This window comes from Paenarthrobacter nitroguajacolicus (assembly GCF_029952445.1).
In the GTDB taxonomy this organism is placed as follows: Bacteria; Actinomycetota; Actinomycetes; order Actinomycetales; family Micrococcaceae; genus Arthrobacter; species Arthrobacter nitroguajacolicus_B.
In genome coordinates, this window is record NZ_JAQPPK010000021.1 from 37,076 (window position 1) to 57,017 (window position 19,942).

22 protein-coding genes are annotated in these 19,942 nt (G+C 63.5%); 15 read left to right on the plus strand and 7 right to left on the minus strand.

The window, feature by feature from the left end; genetic code table 11:
* Positions 1-17: 17 nt before the first annotated feature.
* On the plus strand, positions 18-719 hold the full coding sequence (locus PJL15_RS15665; protein ID WP_281452069.1) for a FadR/GntR family transcriptional regulator: 702 nt from the start codon (positions 18-20) through the stop codon (positions 717-719).
* 10 nt (positions 720-729) lie between these two features.
* Here the strand turns inward: PJL15_RS15665 and PJL15_RS15670 are convergent, their stop codons facing one another.
* Entirely contained in the window at positions 730-1,698 is a 969-nt protein-coding gene (locus PJL15_RS15670; RefSeq protein ID WP_281452070.1) for an AraC family transcriptional regulator, read from the minus strand.
* Positions 1,699-1,858: 160 nt separating this feature from the next.
* On the opposite strand from PJL15_RS15670, the gene PJL15_RS15675 reads away from it, so the two are divergent.
* The 7 genes from PJL15_RS15675 to PJL15_RS15705 all read left to right on the plus strand — a co-directional run bounded on the left by PJL15_RS15675 (position 1,859) and on the right by PJL15_RS15705 (position 10,126).
* Positions 1,859-2,017, plus strand: coding sequence for a hypothetical protein (locus PJL15_RS15675; protein ID WP_281452071.1), 159 nt, complete (start codon positions 1,859-1,861; stop codon positions 2,015-2,017).
* Between the two features lie 117 nt (positions 2,018-2,134).
* Positions 2,135-2,923 carry an SDR family oxidoreductase gene (locus PJL15_RS15680; protein WP_281452072.1) on the plus strand — a complete coding sequence of 263 codons (789 nt, stop codon included), beginning with the start codon at positions 2,135-2,137 and terminating at the stop codon, positions 2,921-2,923.
* Positions 2,924-2,966: 43 nt separating this feature from the next.
* Positions 2,967-4,208: a styrene monooxygenase/indole monooxygenase family protein gene (locus PJL15_RS15685; RefSeq protein WP_281452073.1), complete on the plus strand. Its 1,242-nt coding sequence runs from the start codon at positions 2,967-2,969 to the stop codon at positions 4,206-4,208.
* 53 nt (positions 4,209-4,261) lie between these two features.
* On the plus strand, positions 4,262-5,992 hold the full coding sequence (locus PJL15_RS15690) for a flavin reductase (RefSeq protein WP_281452074.1): 1,731 nt from the start codon (positions 4,262-4,264) through the stop codon (positions 5,990-5,992).
* Between the two features lie 15 nt (positions 5,993-6,007).
* Entirely contained in the window at positions 6,008-7,636 is a 1,629-nt protein-coding gene (locus PJL15_RS15695; RefSeq protein ID WP_281452075.1) for a phytoene desaturase family protein, read from the plus strand.
* 7 nt (positions 7,637-7,643) lie between these two features.
* Positions 7,644-8,435, plus strand: coding sequence for a cyclase family protein (locus PJL15_RS15700; protein ID WP_281452076.1), 792 nt, complete (start codon positions 7,644-7,646; stop codon positions 8,433-8,435).
* Positions 8,432-10,126, plus strand: coding sequence for a thiamine pyrophosphate-binding protein (locus PJL15_RS15705; protein ID WP_281452077.1), 1,695 nt, complete (start codon positions 8,432-8,434; stop codon positions 10,124-10,126). Before PJL15_RS15700 ends, PJL15_RS15705 begins: the two co-directional genes overlap by 4 nt.
* Positions 10,127-10,204: 78 nt before the next feature.
* Here the strand turns inward: PJL15_RS15705 and PJL15_RS15710 are convergent, their stop codons facing one another.
* Positions 10,205-10,636 carry a universal stress protein gene (locus PJL15_RS15710; RefSeq protein ID WP_281452078.1) on the minus strand — a complete coding sequence of 144 codons (432 nt, stop codon included), beginning with the start codon at positions 10,634-10,636 and terminating at the stop codon, positions 10,205-10,207.
* 159 nt (positions 10,637-10,795) lie between these two features.
* On the opposite strand from PJL15_RS15710, the gene PJL15_RS15715 reads away from it, so the two are divergent.
* Both PJL15_RS15715 and PJL15_RS15720 read left to right on the plus strand, forming a co-directional pair.
* Positions 10,796-11,602, plus strand: a complete 807-nt coding sequence (locus tag PJL15_RS15715; protein ID WP_281452079.1) for an SDR family oxidoreductase — start codon at positions 10,796-10,798, stop codon at positions 11,600-11,602.
* A 112-nt stretch (positions 11,603-11,714) separates the two neighbouring features.
* Positions 11,715-11,924 carry a dodecin gene (locus tag PJL15_RS15720; RefSeq protein ID WP_011773002.1) on the plus strand — a complete coding sequence of 70 codons (210 nt, stop codon included), beginning with the start codon at positions 11,715-11,717 and terminating at the stop codon, positions 11,922-11,924.
* A gap of 53 nt (positions 11,925-11,977) precedes the next feature.
* Here the strand turns inward: PJL15_RS15720 and PJL15_RS15725 are convergent, their stop codons facing one another.
* Entirely contained in the window at positions 11,978-12,862 is an 885-nt protein-coding gene (locus PJL15_RS15725; protein WP_281452080.1) for a helix-turn-helix transcriptional regulator, read from the minus strand.
* A gap of 218 nt (positions 12,863-13,080) precedes the next feature.
* Between PJL15_RS15725 and PJL15_RS15730 the strand changes: the two genes are divergently transcribed.
* Genes PJL15_RS15730 through PJL15_RS15750 form a run of 5 tightly spaced genes read left to right on the plus strand, consistent with a single transcriptional unit; the run spans position 13,081 to position 17,853 of the window.
* Complete coding sequence (locus PJL15_RS15730) at positions 13,081-13,902, plus strand: aldo/keto reductase (RefSeq protein WP_281452081.1); 822 nt, start codon at positions 13,081-13,083, stop codon at positions 13,900-13,902.
* Positions 13,903-13,930: 28 nt separating this feature from the next.
* Complete coding sequence (locus PJL15_RS15735; RefSeq protein ID WP_281452082.1) at positions 13,931-14,902, plus strand: aldo/keto reductase; 972 nt, start codon at positions 13,931-13,933, stop codon at positions 14,900-14,902.
* Positions 14,899-15,921 carry an NAD-dependent epimerase/dehydratase family protein gene (locus tag PJL15_RS15740; protein ID WP_281452083.1) on the plus strand — a complete coding sequence of 341 codons (1,023 nt, stop codon included), beginning with the start codon at positions 14,899-14,901 and terminating at the stop codon, positions 15,919-15,921. Before PJL15_RS15735 ends, PJL15_RS15740 begins: the two co-directional genes overlap by 4 nt.
* Positions 15,922-15,980: 59 nt before the next feature.
* Positions 15,981-16,811: an aldo/keto reductase gene (locus PJL15_RS15745; protein ID WP_281452084.1), complete on the plus strand. Its 831-nt coding sequence runs from the start codon at positions 15,981-15,983 to the stop codon at positions 16,809-16,811.
* A gap of 1 nt (position 16,812) precedes the next feature.
* Positions 16,813-17,853: a lactonase family protein gene (locus tag PJL15_RS15750; protein ID WP_281452085.1), complete on the plus strand. Its 1,041-nt coding sequence runs from the start codon at positions 16,813-16,815 to the stop codon at positions 17,851-17,853.
* A gap of 73 nt (positions 17,854-17,926) precedes the next feature.
* On the opposite strand, the gene PJL15_RS15755 is transcribed toward PJL15_RS15750, so the two are convergent.
* From PJL15_RS15755 to PJL15_RS15770, 4 genes are all read right to left on the minus strand, one after another.
* Positions 17,927-18,157, minus strand: coding sequence for a hypothetical protein (locus PJL15_RS15755; protein ID WP_281452086.1), 231 nt, complete (start codon positions 18,155-18,157; stop codon positions 17,927-17,929).
* A complete protein-coding gene (locus tag PJL15_RS15760) occupies positions 18,154-18,351 on the minus strand; it encodes a hypothetical protein (protein WP_281452087.1) in 198 nt (65 codons plus the stop codon). Before PJL15_RS15760 ends, PJL15_RS15755 begins: the two co-directional genes overlap by 4 nt.
* A 144-nt stretch (positions 18,352-18,495) precedes the next feature.
* On the minus strand, positions 18,496-18,810 hold the full coding sequence (locus PJL15_RS15765; protein ID WP_281452088.1) for a hypothetical protein: 315 nt from the start codon (positions 18,808-18,810) through the stop codon (positions 18,496-18,498).
* Positions 18,811-18,919: 109 nt separating this feature from the next.
* Entirely contained in the window at positions 18,920-19,942 is a 1,023-nt protein-coding gene (locus PJL15_RS15770; RefSeq protein ID WP_281452089.1) for a hypothetical protein, read from the minus strand.

The following is a 19,942-nucleotide window of genomic DNA, read 5'->3' on the forward strand; positions in this document are numbered from 1 at the left end:
AACAGGAGTGGGGATACATGGCACGCAAGTCGCTGGTTGGCGTCGTAGCTGATGAGTTGCTGGACCGGATCATCGCGGGTGAGTTTCCGCCAGGAACAGTGGTTCCGGGCGAGCTTGAGCTCAGCGCCAGGCACGAGGTGAGCCGGATGACCGTGCGTGAAGCCATGAAAACGCTGGAAGCGCAACGGATCCTCAGCGTAGAACGCGGCCGCGGAACGTTCGTAAACCCCCTGAACCAGTGGGCCTCCCTGGAAGCGGTGCTCCGTGCAGCCTCGGAGGGAACCAAGGACGCTGCGGCTGCGATCCAGTTGATCGAACTTCGCCGGATGCTGGAAACCGGCGCCTGCGAGCTGGCCGCGGAACGCATCTCCGACGACGAACTCATCGCGCTCAAAGAGCATGTGGAAAAGATGCAGTCCTCGCATGAAGTCAATGACCTCGCCGGTTTTGTGGAAGCGGACCTCGCCTTCCACGACGTCATTCTTCACGCGTCCGGCAACGTCTTCGTGGCCGTCCTGTTTGAACCGCTGCACCGGGTCCTTGAGGCACGGCGCGCGGAAACCTCGGCCTTCCCGGAAATCCAGGAGCACGCCATCGGGCACCACCGGAAGATCGCGGCCGCCCTGGAATCGCGGAACCCCAACGAGGCCCGGCTGGCAATGGATGCACACATGCAGCAGACCCTGGACGATCTGAAGACGTACGTGCTGGAGGCGTAGCAGCGGGGAGTCAGCGCCGCAGGCTCTCCGACGGCAGCTCGCCGAACGTCTTGAGATACAGGGCCGAGAACCGCCCTTGGTGAGTGAAGCCGCACAACTCGGCAACCGCCGTCACGCTTTGCTCACGGGGGCTTGCCTCGAGGAGTATCTCACGGGCCCGGTCCAGGCGGATGCTCCTGAGCAGGTCCGACGGCGTCGCTCCGGTTTCGGCCCGAAGAGCGGTTTGCAGGGTGCGCACAGACACCCCCAAACACTCTGCGATGTCTGGCACGGTGAGTTCCTCGAAAGCGTGCCGTTCCAGCAGTTCACGACATTCCCGGACCAGCCGGCTCTCCGTATCCACGTCCCGGGGGAGGCTGGCCGGCGGTTCCATGGCCATCAATAAGCGCGACACCATGCTGTCCGCCAGTAGCCCTTGCAGGAACACCGGCGCAGCGGATTGGGGGCGGCTGATCATATCGTCGTGAAGTTCGACGACGGACCTCAAGAAGGCGCGGCCGGCGGCGGTGGTGAGGTCCATGCCATAGCCGAGGTCAACGTCGCCCTCACCGCGCAGTTGAGTGGAGATCCGTTCCAGAGCGGTGCGGCGAACGTAGACGATCAGGTGGGGACTTCCGCCATCCCAACTCATGGAAAACGGCCGGTCAATCGGCGGCACGCTGGCAAGTGCGGGGCTGGATTCCACGGTACTTTGGCCCACCTGCATGGTGGCATGCCCAGCCAAAGGGATCTGCACCAAATGGAAATCCTGCAGGCCTTCAGGAGCGATCCGGACATCGGCGCCATAGTCCAGGTATTCGATCCCCACGTCGGCCCTGTGCAGGGAGCGCAGCTTCATGTTTACGGACGATGTTCTTGTCCGCGGCGCGAGCTCATGCCCGCAGAACAACTCAGCGATTTTGGCGTGAGCCTCGTCCACGTCGGTGGTGGCCATTGTTGGCCGTCCCCGCAGGACATCCCGGGGAAGGATCCTCACCATCAACCACCTGCTTTACATGGGTTTTCGCAGCTTTTCGCCTTTCGGATGTTCCCCGCGCCATCTGGATATTCCGCCGTGCAGCGGCTGTCTAGAGTCGCTCTTAGGACAAGTATGACGCAGCTCACATCACCATAACAGTGCGGAAGCGAGGTGAGGACAAGTGAAGAACATCAAGCTCGTGCATGAACGCCGGGACGAATGGGACCGAAGCCACTTCGAACTGTGGGCAGCACAACTGCGGGAGAAGGACATCTTGGTGACGCATTCGCCGTGGGCGGGATGGCACCAGGAAGACGAGGACTCTGCGCAAAACGGATAATTTCCGCGCCAAGTGGATATTCCGCACGACGCCTGAATCCCTAGAGTCGCTTCAGAACGAGTATGACGCACGTCATATTTGCGCAACATGACCATCCGCAGTTGAAAGGGTTTGACCATGTCAGGACTTCTCGGCAGGACAGCAATCGTTACCGGCGGCGCCACCAAGGTGGGCCAGGGGGTGGTCACTGCCCTTAGGGACGCCGGCGCCACCGTGGTGGTAGCGGACATAAACCCCGACGGCGGTGCCATCACCGCCGGGCTGGGTGAAGGCGTCATGTTTTCCCACACGGACATCACGGACGACTACGCCGTGAACGCCTTGGTGACCGAAACCGTGGCCCGGCACGGCAGCCTGGACATCCTGGTCAACCTTGCCTGCACCTACAACGACGCCGGCGCCGACTCCGGCCGGGCCGATTGGCTGGACGCACTGAACGTCAACCTGGTGAGCGCAGTGGTGGCAAGCAACGCAGCCCGCCCCCACCTCAAGAACTCCGGCCACGGCGCCATCATCAACTTCACCTCGATCTCCAGCTCAGTAGCCCAGACGGGACGCTGGCTCTATCCAGCCAGCAAAGCAGCCCTGGTGCAGGTCACCCGCAGCATGGCCGTGGACTTCGCCGCCGACGGCATCCGGGTCAATTCGGTCAGCCCCGGTTGGGTGTGGAGCAACATCATGGACTCGCTCACCAACGGAAGCCTTGAGAAAACAGACTCAGTTGCTGCACCATTCCATGCCCTGGGACGCGTCGGACGCCCGCACGAGGTGGGTGACGTCGTCGCCTTCCTTGCCGGCGACCAGGCGAGCTTCGTGACCGGCGCCGATTGGGCGGTCGACGGCGGTTATTCCGCCTTGGGGCCGGAACGGGCAGAAGAAACCATCCCGCTGCTCGCCGCAAACTGACCGTTCGATACCCAAGAACAAGACCCAAAGAAAAGAGACCACAATGACGCAACGCCACATCACAATCGTGGGCGCCGGACAGTCCGGCCTCCAGCTGGGAATCGGCCTGCTAGACGCCGGTTACCAGGTCACCACCATCTCCAACCGGACGCCCGAGGAAATTGCAGAAGGCAAAGTCGCCTCCAGCCAGTGCATCTTCCACAATGCACTGGAACACGAACGGGCGCTCGGGCTGGACTTCTGGCCGGACGCTCCGACAGTCGACGGCATCTCGTTCACCATTCCGCACCCCGAACTCCCGGGCGAGAAGGCCATCAGCTGGGCCTCCCGGCTGGACCACCACGCAAAGTCCATCGACCAGCGGGTCAAATTCCCCCGGTTCATGGAAGAGTTCACCGCCCGGGGAGGCGAGCTGGTCTTTGAGGACGCCGGGGTTGCCGAGCTGGAGAAGTACGCCAGGAACTCGGACTTGGTGATAGTGGCAGCAGGAAAGGGCGAGATCGCCCAGCTGTTTACCCGCGACGCCGAACGCAGTACCTACGATGCCCCGCAGCGGGCATTGGCATTGACCTATGTAAAGGGCTTACGGCCACGCGAAGAGTACTCCGCAGTCTCTTTCAACCTCATTCCCGGCATCGGCGAGTACTTCGTCTTTCCCGCACTGACCACAACCGGCCCCTGCGATATCATGGTGTTCGAGGGCGTTCCCGGCGGCCCCCTTGATTCCTGGAAGGGCCTGTCCCCCGAGGAACACCTGGAGAACTCCCGGAACATCCTCAAGACCTTCCTGCCATGGGAGGCAGAACGCGCCGCCGATGTTGAACTCACCGATCCCAACGGTGTCCTCCAGGGCCGGTTCGCCCCCACGGTCCGGCACCCCATCGCCACCTTGCCGAGCGGGGCGCAGGTACTGGGCCTGGCCGACGTCGTAGTGTTGAACGATCCCATCACCGGCCAGGGTTCCAACAACGCCAGCAAGTGCGCCGCCTCCTACCTGCACAGCATCATCCAGCACGGTGACCGGGCCTACGGGGCAGAGTTCATGCAGGCCACGTTCGAGCGCTATTGGGATTACGCACAGCACGTTGCACACTGGACCAATGCCCTCCTGGCTCCCCCGCCGCCCCACGTCCTTGAACTCCTGGGCGCGGCCAACAGCGAGCCTGACATCGCCCACAGGTTCGCCAACGGCTTCAACCATCCCCCTGAATTCCAGAACTGGTTCATGTACCCGGACAAGGCTGCCAACTACTTGGCAAGCCTGTCTGCCGCCAAGGTTTCCTGACACAAGTTTTCAGACCCAGTTTTCTAGCACAGCCCTGCTAAAAAGGATTCACCATGCGAAAGATAGCAATCATCGGGGCCGGCGAATCCGGCGCCCAACTGGCTTTGGGCCTGCAACGGGAGGGTTACGCGGTAACGCTGCTGTCCGACCGTTCCGCCGCCCAGATCCGCGCCGGGAAAGTCATGTCCAGCCAGTGCATGTTCTCTACGGCGCTGGATGCCGAGGGCCAGATGGGTACCGCCCTGACCGAATACTACGAATCAGGATCCGTCACTGGAATCACCTCCTTCCGGCTCCGCGTGGACGGTGATCAGCCCATCGAATGGGAAGCGCCCTTGGACGGCCCGGCCCGCTCCATCGACCAGCGGATCAAAAGCGCCCTCTGGATAGAAACATTCGTTGCAGCCGGCGGTGATTTCCGCATCGGGAAAGTCACGGCGCGCATGCTCGAGGAACTCGCCCGCGACTACGAGCTTGTCATTGTGAGCACCGGCAAAGGCGAAATCGGCCAGATCTTCCCCCGGGACAAAGCCAAGTCGCCATTCGACCGCCCCAAGCGCGTCCTGGCACTGAACTACGTCAAGCCCGACGCCGGTGCTGTCGCCGGCACCGGTGACGCCATCCGCATGTCCATGGTCCCCGGCGTCGGCGAATTCTTCACGTTCCCGGGCCTTACCGTCTCCGGCCCCTGCCGCATGATGGTGTTCGAAGGCGTGGTGGGCGGCCCCATGGACCGTTGGACCGACGTCGGAAGCCCTGAGGAGCAGCTCGAACGGTCCCTGGAGATCCTGCGCGAGCATTTCCCGCACGAGACCCAAAACTTCGAAGGTGCGGAACTGACCGATGACGGCGCCACGCTGCTGGGCCGCATCACGCCCACGGTGAGGTCCGCGGTAGGGGAACTCGGCAACGGGAAGCTGGTGTTCGGCCTCGGTGACGCCGTGGTCCTCAACGATCCCCTCACCGGGCAGGGTTCCAACAACGCGACCCTGGCGGCCAAGTACTACCTCGACTCGATCATCCGCCGCGGCCAGCAACCGTTCGACCGTCAATGGATGGAGCGCACGTTCGACGAATTCTGGCGCGGATGGGGGCAATGGGCAGTTGAGTGGACCAACGACCTCCTGAAGCCAAGAAGGGACCACCAAAAGACGCTCCTCAGCGAAGCCGCGGAGCACCCGGCGCTGGCGGCGAGCATCGTGAACGGCTTCGATGATCCCCGGACCTCGTACCCGTGGTGGTTCGACTCCGCTGCCGCAACCGACTTCATGCAGGCCAGGAAGGAAGAGGACACGTCCGCGTTCGATGTCCGCGATTTCCGGAGCGCCTTGGGGCAATTCGCCACTGGCGTCACCGTTGTCACCACGGTCTCCGCGGACGGCAGAAAGGTGGGCATGACGGCGAATTCCTTCACCTCGGTGTCCATGGAACCGCCCCTGGTGCTGTGGTGCCCCAGCAAACGCGCACCAAGCCTGGGCGATTTCGAGGAAGCCACGCACTTCGCCATCAACATCCTTGCCAGCGACCAGCACGTCCTGTCACGGCAGTTCGCCACGCCCGCCACAGACAAGTTCGCCGGCGCGGAAACCACCGAAGGCATCGCCGGTGTGCCGCTTCTGGATGGCGCGGTGGCCACCTTCCAATGCCGCACCGTCTCACGACATGACGCCGGCGATCATGTCATCTACGTGGGTGAGGTGGAAAGCTACAAGCACGACGGCGGGGCTCCCCTGGTGTTCCACAGCGGCAAGTACCACGCCACTGCCAGCCATCCTGATTTCTGAGAGGAACAGCACTGCATGGACTCCTTCGACGTCGCAATCATCGGTTCCGGCATCAACTCCCTGGTTGCAGCAGCCGAACTCGCCCTGGACGGAAAGCGGGTGTGCGTTATCGAGCGCTCAGACCGCTTGGGCGGCTTTATCGATTCCTCCGAGCGGACGCTTCCTGGCTTCATCCATGACACGTTTTCCTCCTGGCATCCGCTGTTCGTGTCCGGAGGCGCTTACGGTGCGTTGGGCAAGGAACTGCATGCCCGGGGCTTGGAGTACTGCAACACCTCCGGGCCCGTAACGGCGGCTGTGGCGCTGGATCCGGCGACGGGAGCACAGCGGGTGGTCATCGCGCACCGCGATCCTGCGGAAACGGCGTCGGCGTTCAAGGAGCCCGGCGACCAAGCAGCCTACCTGGCCATGCTGGACGATCTTGGCCGTCACGCAGACACAGTGTTCGGGGCCTTCGGCGCGGAGCTCCGCTCGTTTCCGGACGTCGCCAAGATTGCCGTGGGGGCCGTGCGGCGGGGCCGGCTGGCCGCCAACGAGGTATTCCTGCGGGACTCCGTGATGAGTGGCCGGAACTATGTCCGCAGCCGCTTCGATGGTTGGGAAGCCGACCAGCTGTGGTCTCCTTGGCTCCTGCATGCCGGGCTCGGTCCGGATCAAGCCACAGGCGGCGTGATGCTTCCCGTGATGGCCATGAGCATGCACGGCTTCGGGCTCCCTGTGGTCAAAGGCGGGGCGTCGCGCTTCGTTGCGGCCTTTGAGTCCTTACTGAGGGACAACGGCGTCCGGATCATGCTGGGAGCCGAGGCTGAGGAGATCACTGTGGTGTCCGGTTCCGTGACGGGCGTCCGCACCTCTACCGGGGTCGTTTCGGCGGGTACCGTGCTGGCCAACGTCTCTCCGCAGGCCCTGTACACCAAGCTGCTGAAGCAACCACCGGCAGGTACCGCCGCTGCTGCCGCGCGCTACCAGAACGGCCGTGGGGCCATGCAAATCCACCTCGCCCTGGACAAGCCGGTGGAGTGGCTCGACCCCCGACTGGACCACGTTCCGCTGGTTCACATCAGCAACGGTTCGGACAGCACGGCAATTGCGTGCGCCCAAGCCGAGGCCGGGCTGCTGCCCGTCGAACCAACGGTGGTGGTGGGACAGCAGTACCTCCTGGATCCGTCGCGGGCCCCGGAGGGCAAGGCCACGCTGTGGCTGCAACTCCAGGAAGTGCCGTTCGCACCGGTGGGTGACGCCGCCGGTGAACTGGATGTGGCCAACGGCTGGAATGAAGAACTGAAGCAGGCGTACCTGGAGAGGGTCCTGGCCCGGCTGGAACAGTTCGCCCCGGGGACGCGAGCGAGAGTCCTGGCCTCCGACATCCTGGCTCCGACGGACCTTTCCGCGGCCAACCCCAACGCGGTGAAGGGGGACCCCTACGGTGGCTCCGCCGAACTCTTCCAAAACCTCTTGTGGCGCCCCTTCCCCGGGGCCGCGGGACACCGCACGGCCATACAGGGACTCTGGCACATCGGAGCTTCAACGCACCCGGGCCCCGGACTCTCGGGCGGTTCCGGGCACTTGGTGGCCCGGAAGCTGATCCCCAAGCCCTCAAGATTTTCCCGTATTCAAGCAGCACTGAAACCACGTAAGCGATAGGAGAACAATGTCTGTTCTGGCCGGGCTCACTGCAGCCCTTTCGAATGGTTCGGTGGAGATCATCGACCTCACCACCCCCCTGAGCTCCGAGACACCCATCCTGAACCTGCCGCAGCCCTTCGCGAACACGGTCGGTTTGTCGGTTTCTCCGGTGAGCAATTTTGACGACGCCGGTCCGGCGTGGGCGTGGAACGACGTCACGGTGGGCGAGCATGCCGGCACGCACCTGGACGCCCCGGTGCACTGGATTACCGGCAAGGACGGCAAGTCCGTGGACCAGATCGAACCGCACCGGTTGGTGGGGCCGCTGGTTGTCATTGATAAGACCGCCGAGGCAGCTGCCCACGCCGATTTCCTGCTGGAACCGGAACACTTTGAGCAGTGGCAGGAAGAGCACGGTTCCTTCCCGGAGAACTGCTGGATCATCTTCCGGACCGGTTGGGCGGCCCGCGGCGCGGACGCTGCCGCTTTCGTTAACGCGGACGACGCCGGTCCCCACACTCCCGGCGTCTCAGCAGCAGGTGCCAAATGGCTTGCGGGCAACTCCTCAATCAGCGGTTTCGGCGTGGAAACCGTGGGCATCGACGCCGGACAGGCAGGGGCGCTTGATCCGATGTTCCCCGTGCACTCCTTCCTCCTCGGAGCGGACAAGTACGGCGTCACCTCGCTGCGGAACGTGGACCGCCTCCCCATCACGGGTGCCACCCTGGTGGTTGCTCCGCTGCCGATCGTGGGCGGTACGGGCAGCCCCAGCCGCGTGTACGCCCTGGTGGAAAAGGGCGCGGAGGAGCGCTCATGAGCGGGGAGCCGAACGTGACAGTGCAGATGCGGGTTTCCACGCTTGTAGGCCGGACGCTGGCCCAGCTCGGAGTCGGGCACGTCTTCGGGGTGGTGGGCTCAGGTAACTTCGATGTCACCAGCACCCTCATGGCCGAAGGGATTCCTTTCACTGCCGCCCGGCATGAGGGTGGCGCGGCCACCATGGCCGACGCTTACGGGCGGATGTCCGGAAAGGTCGGAGTGGTCACCACGCACCAAGGCTGCGGCCTAAGCAACGCCATCACGGGCATCGGTGAGGCCGCGAAGAGCCGGACACCCATGGTCGTGCTGACCGCCGACACCCAGGCTGCAGCGACCAGGTCCAACTTCAAGATCGACCAGGATGCTTTGGCGCGCAGCGTCGGTGCCGTGGCAGAACGGATCCACTCCCCCGCCACCGCGGTCGCTGACACCATCCGGGCTTTCCGGACAGCACTGAACGAGCGCCGCACCGTTGTCCTGAGCCTGCCGCTGGACGTCCAAAGTGCCACCGCCGCAGACGAGGTGGGTGCCGTCGTCGTGCCTGAACCGCTCAAGGTGCGCCCGGACGCTGACGCCGTGCAGAAACTGGTGGGGTTGATCGCCGCGGCCGAACGACCCGTGTTTGTTGCTGGACGCGGCGGCCGGGGCGCGCGCGAAGAAATCCTTGCCTTGGCACGGCACGCCGGCGCTCTGGTAGCGACCTCTGCCGTGGCGAGCGGGCTGTTCAACGGCGACCCGCACAACCTCGGAATTTCAGGTGGCTTCTCGTCGCCGACTACGGCGGAACTGATCAGCGGTGCCGACCTGATCGTGGGCTGGGGGTGCGCCCTGAACATGTGGACCATGCGCCACGGAAGGCTGATTTCGACCGGCACCACGGTGGTCCAGATCGACGTCGAAGACGCAGCCTTGGGCGCCAACCGGCCCATTTCGCTGGGGGTGCTGGGTGATACGGCGCTGACCGCGGCTGATGCCCTGTCGGCGTTGGCGGACGCGCAGCCGGACCCTGCGGAGAAGTACCGCACAGAGGCCAACGCCCTGGCCATCAAGGAAGGCTCGCGCTGGCGGGACGTCCAAACACCGGACCTGTCCACCGGCTCCCGGATCGACCCCCGCGTCCTGACCCGCGAACTCGACACCCTGCTTCCGTCGGAGCGGATCGTGTCCGTGGATTCGGGCAACTTCATGGGCTATCCCAGCCAGTACCTCGCCATTCCGGACGAGTTCGGGTTCTGCTTCACACAGGCTTTCCAGGCCATCGGGCTGGGGCTGTACACGGCCATCGGCGCAGCCGTGGCCCAGCCTGCCCGGCTCCCCGTTCTCGGCGCCGGCGACGGCGGGTTCCTGATGGGCATCAGCGAACTCGAAACCGCCGTCCGGCTGAAGCTGCCGCTGGTCTGCATCGTCTACAACGACGCCGCCTACGGGGCCGAGGTGCACCACTTTGCGCCCGAACACCCCGAAGCCGATCTGGCGAGCGTGGTGTTCCCGGATACAGATATCGCGGCGATCGCCCGCGGGTTCGGCGCCGAAGGCGTGACGGTCAGAACGGTAGCCGACCTCGCCGCCGTCGAACCTTGGCTCGCCGCCTACCAGTCCGGTACCCAAACCCGGCCCCTGGTGATCGACGCGAAAATCGCCTCCGACGGTGGCTCGTGGTGGCTGGCTGAAGCCTTCCAGGGCCACTAAGTGCCGCCCCCCAACTGAGTAACAGCAAACGTCGCTATGAGTGGTCATAGCGACGTTTGCTGTTACCTACATGGGTGCTTACGCGTCGACTTCGGTGTTCACGATGTACACGTCGCACGGAGCGCCGTGGGCCACGCTGTTGGCGATGCTGCCAAGAACACGGCCGAGGCCCTTCATGCGCTTGTTGCCCACCACGATCAGGGAAGCGTTGTTGGTCTCCGCGTAGTTGATCAGGGCGTTGGCTGGGTTGCCGCGGGCAGCGAAGTACTTAATGTTGCCGGCCGGAACGTCGAGTTCCTCTGAGACCTTTCGGGCAACGTATTCGGCGGAGTCAGCCGAGGAAACAGTGATGCGGTCGCTGCCGCTGCCGAATTCTTCGATCCGGTCATCGGAGAAACCGCTGATGACGTGCAGTTCGGCACCGAGGGCGGTAGCGAGCTTCGCTGCTGCCATTGCTGCGCGCTTGGCTGTTTCACTGTTGTCAACGCCGACGACAATAACTTCTGACATGGGGACTCCTGGTTCTGGGGATTCGCTGGGTGCTGCTCCAAGAAATCTACACTCCATAGCCACCGCCCGGGATGACCCTTTTGTGCCGGAGTGTTTACCGCCGCTGCCAGGGGGTAGGGATAAAACATCGAAACCCTCACATCACTGAAAGGCAGGACCATGAGCGACGCACCATTTGCCCCGCAGACCGCCATCGTCACAGGCTCGGATTCAGGGATCGGACGGGCCACGGCGGTGGCCCTGGCCAAAGCCGGGATGGATGTGGGAATCACCTGGCACTCGGACCAGAAGGGCGCCGAGGAGACTGCCGAGGAGGTCCGCGGCCTGGGTCGCAAGGCGGTGGTCCACCAACTGGACACTACCGATGTCCGGGGCACGTCCGCGGCAGTGGACGAGCTCGCCGAAGAACTCGGCGGCGTGGATGTCTTCGTAAACAACTCCGGAACCGGTGACGGCACCAAGTTCCTGGACCTCGACTACGAAACCTGGATGTCCACCCTGGACACCAACCTCAACGGCGCTTTCGTGGCTATGCAAACGGCTGCGAGGCGGATGGTGAAGGCCGGGCGCGGTGGCCGGATCATCGCCGTCACGAGCGTCCACGAATTCCAGCCGCGGGTCGGTGCCTCGGCTTACGACGCTTCCAAGCACGGACTTGGCGGGCTCATCAAGACCATGGCTTTGGAGCTTGCGGAGCACGGCATCACCGCGAACAACGTGGCTCCGGGCGAGATCGCCACCCCGATGACCGGCCAGGAAGACGAGGACCCCACTACCAAGGACAGGCCCGGCGTGCCGCTGGGCCGCCCCGGTGATGCGCGGGAGATCGCCGCCGTGATCGCTTTCCTGGCGTCCCCGGCGTCGAGCTACGTCAATGGCGCGTCCTGGCCGGTGGACGGCGGAATGCTGCAGATGGGACCCCAGGCGGGCTCGCACATCACCAGCAACGACTGGCGCGAAAGCTAAGCCGCGGGACCTCTGGCCGCGCGGAGTTCCGTGGGCTAGTCTGCATGGACGGCCTGCCCTGCGGGTCAGATTTTCTTTTCCAAAGATTCGTAAGACGTTGATGAGGAGCACCATGGCTGGCCACACGTATAGCGTTTCCGAAATTGTAGGAACTTCCACAGAGGGCGTTGACGACGCCATCAAGAACGGCATCGCCACCGCATCGCAAACCCTGCGGAATCTCGACTGGTTTGAGGTCAAGGAAATCCGCGGCCACCTCGAGGACGGCGCGGTAGCCGACTGGCAGGTCACCATCAAGCTCGGTTTCCGCCTGGAGCGCTGACTCCAACTCCGCGAGTTACCAGTTAATGCCAATGTTCCGCGCGAACATTGGCATTAACTGTCATCCCGGCGGGCGGGTTCGGGTTCGGGGACCTCGGCTTGGGTGCCCAGGTCACCAAAGTTCAGCAGCGTCAACGCGTCCGACGACGGCGAACCGGCCTTGGCGGAATAGATCCTTAGGTGCTGGTCGGCGTCGTCCGGGAGACCCAGCGTCTCGAAGTTCAGTTCGAGGTCCCCCACCACTGGGTGGTGCAGCCTGACGGCGCCCGCGGCGCGGGTGGCGACCCTGTGCCCGGCCCACCACTGGCGGAAGTGCTCGCTGTGGACGGCGAGTTCGCCCACCAGCTGGTTTGTCTCGGGGTCGTTCGGGTGCCGGCCTACGTCCATGCGCAGCGCACCCACGGCCTCAGCGGCAACAGTTTTCCAGTCGCGGAACAACGCTCCTGCCGCAGGATCCAGGATGAGCCACCGCGTGAGGTTGCGCTCCGCGGCCGGCAAAAGGGTGAAATCGGTGAAGAGCAAATGTGCCATCCGGTTTCCCGCCAGGACATCCGCACGCCGGCCAAGGACCATGGCTGGAACGTCACCCACGGCATCAAGCAACTGCTGCAAGGCTGGTCGGACCTTTTGGACGGGTCCTGGGTTGCCGGCAGAACTCGCACAATGCTCCAGCAGGTCCATCATGTGTGCCTGCTCCCCCGCATCCAGCCTCAGGGCGCGGGCAACTGCGTCAAGGACCGCCCTGGAAGGGTGGATGTTTCGGCCCTGTTCGAGGCGGGTGTAATAGTCCGTGCTCACACCGGAGAGCCGGGCCACCTCTTCACGGCGAAGCCCGGGCACTCTGCGCGAACCACTGGACTCCAGTGCCCCGGCGTCCTCAGGCTGGAGGCGGGCACGCATGACTTTGAGGAATTTACCGAACTCGGCGCTTTGACCCATCCATCCATTCTGCCGGTCGCGGTGTGTGAAAGGCCACCGTTGTGGGTAGGACTACCAGACCTAGGAAAAACAGGATCAGGCTCTACTGCTGACTCTGCCGCAAAAACTGAATAGGCTCATCACAGAGCCTCCGAAAACGCTTTCTGAAAACCGCCCGGCGGTTGCAGCCACGAAGCCGGAGTGCCACGGCCATAACCATCCCGTCGAAGGAGACCGTCATGCCAGAGCTGACACTGAACAACGGCGTCACCATCCCGCAGCTGGGATTTGGTGTCTTCCAAGTGCCTGCCGACGAAACGCAGAAGGTGGTGGAGGATGCCCTCGAAGCCGGGTACCGCCACATCGACACCGCAGCCGCCTACCGGAACGAAGCCGGGGTTGGTGCCGCCATCAACGCCTCGGGCATTCCCCGGGAAGAAATTTTCGTCACCACCAAGCTTCGCAACGGCGAGCAAGGAGAGGCCTACGATGCCTTCCAGCGGAGCAGGGATGCCTTGGACCTGGAGGTCGTGGACCTTTACCTGATCCACTGGCCCGTCCCGTCGCAGGGGCTCTTTACGCAGGCCTGGAAGGAGATGGAAAAGCTCTATCAGGACAAGCAGATCCGGGCCATCGGCATTTCCAACTTCCTTTCGGATCATGTGGACACCTTGCTGCGGGAAGCCGAGGTAGTGCCTGCCGTGAACCAGATCGAGCTCCACCCCACGTACCAGCAGGGTGAACTGGCCAATAAATGCCGCGATCTTGGCATCGCTGTTGAGGCATACAGCCCACTGGGTCAGGGCCGGGACTTGAACGCAGAGCAGGTTGCGCTCATCGCCGCGGCCCACGGCACTACCCCTGCACAGGTGATCCTGGCTTGGCACCTCGCCCAGGGCACCATAGTGATCCCCAAGTCCGCGGACTCCACCAGGATGCGGGAGAACTTCGGCGCGGCCGATCTCACCCTCACCGAATCCGAACTCGCGGCCGTCACCGCCTTGGAAGCGGGCGCCCGCATCGGTTCCGATCCCGCCGTCGCCGCTTTCACCCAGTTCTAAGACCAACAAACACAAAGGACCAACAGACATGCAGTACACCCACCTGGGCCGTTCCGGCCTGAAAGTCTCGCGCCTCTGCCTTGGAACCATGAACTTCGGCCCTCAAACGGACGAGGCAACCGCCCATTCGATCATGGATTCGGCGTTGGACTCCGGTATCAACTTCTTCGACACCGCCAACGTCTACGGCGGGGTGGAGCACCGAGGCTGGACCGAGGAAATCATCGGCCGCTGGTTCGCCAAGGGCGGCGAGCGCCGCGAACGGACCGTGCTTGCCACCAAGCTCTACGGCACCATGACGGACCGGCCCAACGAATCCAAGTTGTCCGCCCTGAACATCCGCCGGGCGCTGGACGCGAGCCTGAAGCGGCTGCAGACGGATTACATCGACATTTACCAGTTCCACCACATCGACCGGGATACTCCGTGGGACGAGATCTGGCAGGCCATCGAGGTAGCCGTCCAGCAGGGCAAGATCCTCTACTCGGGCAGCAGCAACTTTGCGGGTTGGCACATAGCCCAGGCACAGGAAGCCGCGCGCCGGCGGAACTACACGGGCCTGGTGAGCGAGCAGTCCATCTACAACCTCTTCAAGCGGGAACTGGAGCTTGAGGTGATCCCGGCAGCGCAACAGTACGGCCTTGGCCTGATCCCGTGGTCGCCACTGCAGGGCGGCTTGTTGGGTGGCGTTCTCAAGAAGGAGGAGCAGGGCGTACGGCGCACGGAAGGCCGGGCGCTTGAGACCCTCAAGAAGCACGAAGACCAGATTCGACAGTACGAGGATTTCGCTGACGAACTGGGCCAAAAGCCCGGCGACGTGGCATTAGCCTGGCTTTTGCATCAGCCCGCCGTGACCGCGCCGATTGTTGGTCCGCGTACGCAGGAGCAGCTGGACGCAGCCATCCGCGCACTGGACGTTTCCCTGAATGAGGACGCCCTGAAGCGTCTGGACGATATCTTCCCGGGGCACCGGCCGGCTCCCGAAGACTACGCCTGGTGAGCAGTCTCTTACCCCAAGCGGACACCGTATCGCCGCGGAACATCCTGTTTATCGGCGGGACCGGGGTCATCAGTGCGGCGGCGGCTGAACGCGTCGTCGCACTGGGCCACCGGCTGACCATCCTCAACAGGGGACGGTCGGCCGGTCGGCCGGTTCCCGACGGCGCGGAGGTGCTCCATGCGGACGTCAGGAACCCGTACGCCGTGCGCGAGGTCCTTCAGGGAAGGGAGTACGACGCCGTTGCGGACTTCATCTCGTTCACGCCGGATCATGCTCGGGCCAGCTTGGATTTGTTCCGTGGCCGGACCGGTCAGTACGTTTTCATCAGTTCCGCTTCGGCGTACCAAAAGCCGCCCACCACGCTGCCTATCCGCGAGTCCACACCGCTGAAGAACCCGTTCTGGAAGTACTCGCAGGACAAGATCGCGTGCGAGGAATTACTGTTCGAGGCTTACCGTGATGTGGATTTCCCGCTGACCGTGGTGCGGCCTTCGCACACCTATGACCGGACCAAGATCGCCATGGTGGGCGGGTGGACGGACATCCACAGGATGCGCGCGGGCATGCCTGTGATGGTCCACGGCGACGGGACCTCTCTTTGGACGCTGACGCACAGCCGTGATTTCGCCAAGGCTTTTGTGGGGCTTCTGGGCCGGCCACAGGCGGTGGGCGAGAGCTACACCATAACCTCGGACGAGTTCCTGCCCTGGAACCAGATCTACCGCTTGTTCGCACGCGCAGCGGGAGTGGATGAACCGGAACTGTTCCATGTTTCCTCCGACACCATCGCCGCCCACAGCCCGGAGCTCGGCCCCAACCTGTTGGGCGACCGCTCGCACTCCGTGGTGTTCGACAACTCCAAGATCAAGGCGCTGGTTCCCGATTACCGGGCAACAATCCCGTTCGCGGATGGGGCCAGGGAAATTGTTGAGTGGCACGATCAGCACCCCGAATTGCAGGTGGTGGGCGAGGACTACATGGAGCTAAGCGACAGGCTCTTTGATTGGAGCCGGCGATAGTTGTTGCCAAGCACCAAGCGGCCAGCGTAGAAACGTAGAAACCCGGAGGAGAGCAGCCCATGGAACTTGCCCCACTTATCGAACTCAACGATCACCATAAGATCCCACAACTTGGCCTTGGCACGTGGCCGCTGAATGACGCCGAGGTCGCCGACGCCGTGGTGGAAGCTGTTTCTTGCGGCTACAGGCACATCGATACTGCCGTGAAGTATGGCAATGAAAAGGGCGTGGGCAATGGGATCCGGTCTTGCGGGGTGAACCGCGCAGAGCTGTTCATCACCACCAAGCTGGACGGTGCATTCCAGGGTTCCGGCAAGGCGGTGGACGGCCTGGAGGGCTCACTGGAGCGCTTGGGACTGGAATACGTGGACCTGCTCCTCATCCACTGGCCCCTCCCCCGCCGCGGCGAATTCGTTTCCACCTGGAAAACGTTTGAGGAGCTCCAGGCTTCGGGCAAAGTCCGCTCGATCGGAGTGTCCAATTTCAAACCGGCGCACTTGGACCAGTTGTTCCAGGAGACCAACGTAGTGCCGGCGGTGAACCAGATCCAGGTCAGTCCTTCGATTCCCCGCCCTGCCGCGCGGGCTTACAACGAACGGCATGGCATCATCACGGAGTCCTACAGCCCGTTGGGTGCCAGCAGTGACTTGTTGAACGCCCCGGTTTTGGCCTCCGTTGGCGATAAGTACGGAAAGACTCCGGGCCAGGTCGTACTCCGCTGGCACGTCCAGCAGGGGCTCGTCGCCATCCCCAAAACCGCCAATCCCCAGCGAATGAGGGAGAACCTGGACGTCTTCGACTTCGAACTGGACCAGGACGACCTCAGCAAACTGCAAACGCTCGACGCCGGACCGGACGCGGGCGTCGACTCGGACGTTCAGGGGCACTGACATGGAACATGAAACGCTGATCTGGGCCGGTTCCTACACGGCAGACAGGAACGGTCACGGCAAGGGCATCACCGCGCTCTCGGCAGACGGAGAGGGGCAACTGACATCCGTCGGCCTGGCCATTGCCGCCAACTCGCCGTCGTTCCTTGCACTGCACCCGACGTTGCCGGTGGTGTACGCCGTCGCCGAGGAAGGCAAGACCGTACGCGCTTATCGCCGGACGGGCGAGGCCAAACTCGAGGCCTTCGGCGAACCCTGGCCTGCCGGCGAGGCAACCTGTCACGTCGCCGCCGATCCGCAGGGCCGCTTCATCGTGGCCACGTGTTGGGGCGACGGCCAGGTTATTCTGTACGGTCTGGACGACGACGGCGCCATCACCTCGCGCGCCAGTGCGGCAGCCGCCGTCGACCCCCACACTGCGACGTCCCCTGACGGGGAGCGGCCCAGCCGGGCGCATTCAAGCCTGATGCTTCCTGACGGCAGGGTGATGACCACGGATCTCGGACACGACCTGGTCCGCGTATGGCAGTACGTACCTGGCGAGGGGCTGCAGCCGGACCACCAGGTCATCCTGCCCATGGGCTCAGGGCCGCGGCACATGGCACGACACCATAGCGGCACGGTCTTCGTGGACACGGAGTACTCGGTGGAAGTAGCCACCATAAGGATGGAACCAGATGGTACGTACGAGCTGAAGTCCGTGGTTCCAGCGAGCGCCACCGGAGCCAAGGACGGAGACGCCGGCGCTGAGATCGCGTTGTCGCCTGATGGCCGCTTCGCCTATGTGGGCGTACGTGGGACCAACCGGATCTGCGTGCTGCAGGTTTCGGGCGATGGCACTGGGGTTGAGCCCACCGGCGAGGTTCCCTGCGGCGGTGACTGGCCACGCCACCACTTGGTCCGCGAGGGCTGGCTGTACGTCGCCAACGAAGGCTCGGACGACGTCGTAAGCTTCAGGCTGGACCGGGAAACGGGGCTTCCGGACGGTCCTGTAGCCCGCGTTGAAACAGGCTCACCCAGCATGTTGCTTCCGGCCGGTTAACTGACGCCGAGATGGCACTTAATGACAATCATCCGCTCAGAAATTGTCATTATTTGCCATCTCGGCGAGCTTTTCAGGCGGCCCAGACCTCGACGTCGTCCGTGCCGCAAATGAGTTTGCGGCCGGTCGGTTCAAGGATTACCCAGAGCAGTTCCTGGTGCTTGGAGACATCGTCCACGCGGCCCTTGCCGGCGCCCCACGCGACGTCGTAAATCCACACAGGATCGCCGGTGCTGAGTTCGGCCCAGGCGCTGGCGGGAACGTGGCGGTAGTCGGCAGGCCTGTTCAGGATGGAGTTGGTCATGCCGAAACTTCAGCGGAAGTCCGCCGCCTCCAGAGAGTCGGGACTCCGTCGTAGGCCGGAAGAACGTGACCCTCAGCGAAAACCTGGACGGCGTCCGGTTGGGACTCCGGGCTCCACAGACCCGACGCCGGGCAGTGGGAACCGGTGGGCATAACGCGGGTGGCTCGTTCGCGCAGGAGGGCGATGCTCTTCATCTTTGAAACTCATCCTTGGGGTATTCGGGAACTTTGTGAAGCAGATCTCTTCAACCCTATGTAAGCCGCGCGAGCTTCGTTATGGACAGTTGCACAGCGTTTTCACTTTGACACATGCAAGGGCACAGCGATGGAAGTCCAGCCCTAAAAGTCCCTGTCCAGCGCGCCCGGCTCCGTGACCGGGGCCAGGGAGCAGGCCGCGCCGGTAAGCGAGGTGACGGCGGCGGTCGGGGTCCAGACCATGCTTGCCGCCGCCCCGGCTGTACGGACTCCGGATCCTCCGCTGGCGGCACTGCCCAACACCACCGTGACCACACTTCGTGGCACCCCAGCCACTGTCTCCGCACTGGCTGTCATGGTTGCGTTGAAGACCACGGTCTTCCGGCTCTTGGCGAAGTTCTGCTTCAGGTTCACTGAGCCCAGGTTCACGCTGCTCCCGGTCCGCTGGATGTCCAGCACATCCTGGGAGTTGAGTTCAGGCTACCTGAGCTAAGGCGATCTATCTACAAGAAAGTCATGCAATTAACAACTTTGTCACTTTCTTGTCACGAAGCAGGATATTCCTGCACTACTGATACCGAAGGCTTAGCAACAGGCCCTTCAGCTGGGCATACTGCGTGCTGCCCATCCAAGCCTTGGCTGCTTCCGGGGTGGCGAAGATCGGCTGTTTTTCGTAATCGAACACCACGTAGGCGTTCATGACTCCGTTGGGCATCCTGATCTGGTTGGTTCCCGAGGTCGTCTCCCCGGACTTCAGCTCCGAGGCAAGGCGAACGTCCATGAAGTAGTACGCGTCACCCAGGACTTTGGCACTGCCCGCGGGCGCTTCGTAGGGAACATACCTGGACTGGTCGGCCGCGAAACCAAACTCCACGGGGTTGCCGGAGATATCGGTAAGCCCTGGGACCACAGCCCGGTCGTGGACAGTCCGGGTTACCTCTCCCGCGGTGCCGTCTCCGTAGAAACCGCTGTTCACCACAGCCACCTTGGTGCCCGTAGCGTCCAGGATGGTGGCTCCTTGGGACGCAGCCTTCGTTTCCTCGGACAGATAGGGTCCCTGCTCCGTGAAAGCCGTCCAACCAACCGGAAGAGTGAAGGAGAGGTGCCCGTCGGGGAAGGTGAACTTTTGTGGGTTCGCCACGGGCGGCTGTGTTGGAGCCGTTGTCGGTGCAACCGCCGGAGCTGTGGGAGCCTCGGACGGAGTGCTGACAGGCACCGTAGGTTCCGGGGTGGCCGACGGCGTTGCAGAGGGCGTCGCGGTAGGCGTCGGAGTCGCCGATGCGCTCGGTGTCGGAGTCGCTTCCGTGGTGGCGACCGTCACCGCCGGTGCGGGAGCAGCCGTCAGCGGTCCGAAATTGGCCGCAACAAGTACGCCCGCCGTGACCGCCGCAGCACCGAGCAACAGTCCGCCCGCGATCCGGGCCTTGCGGCGCCGGCGATCCTCCAGCGACACAACGCCAGCAGCTGGGTTGTTGTCGCTGAACACCCGCGGTCCGGTGAGCATGCGCGCCAGCGCTTCTTCGGAATTGATCTCCGCTGACTCGTTCGCCAGCGGGTCAATGGCTGAAATTTGGTTCTTGATCGGATCCAT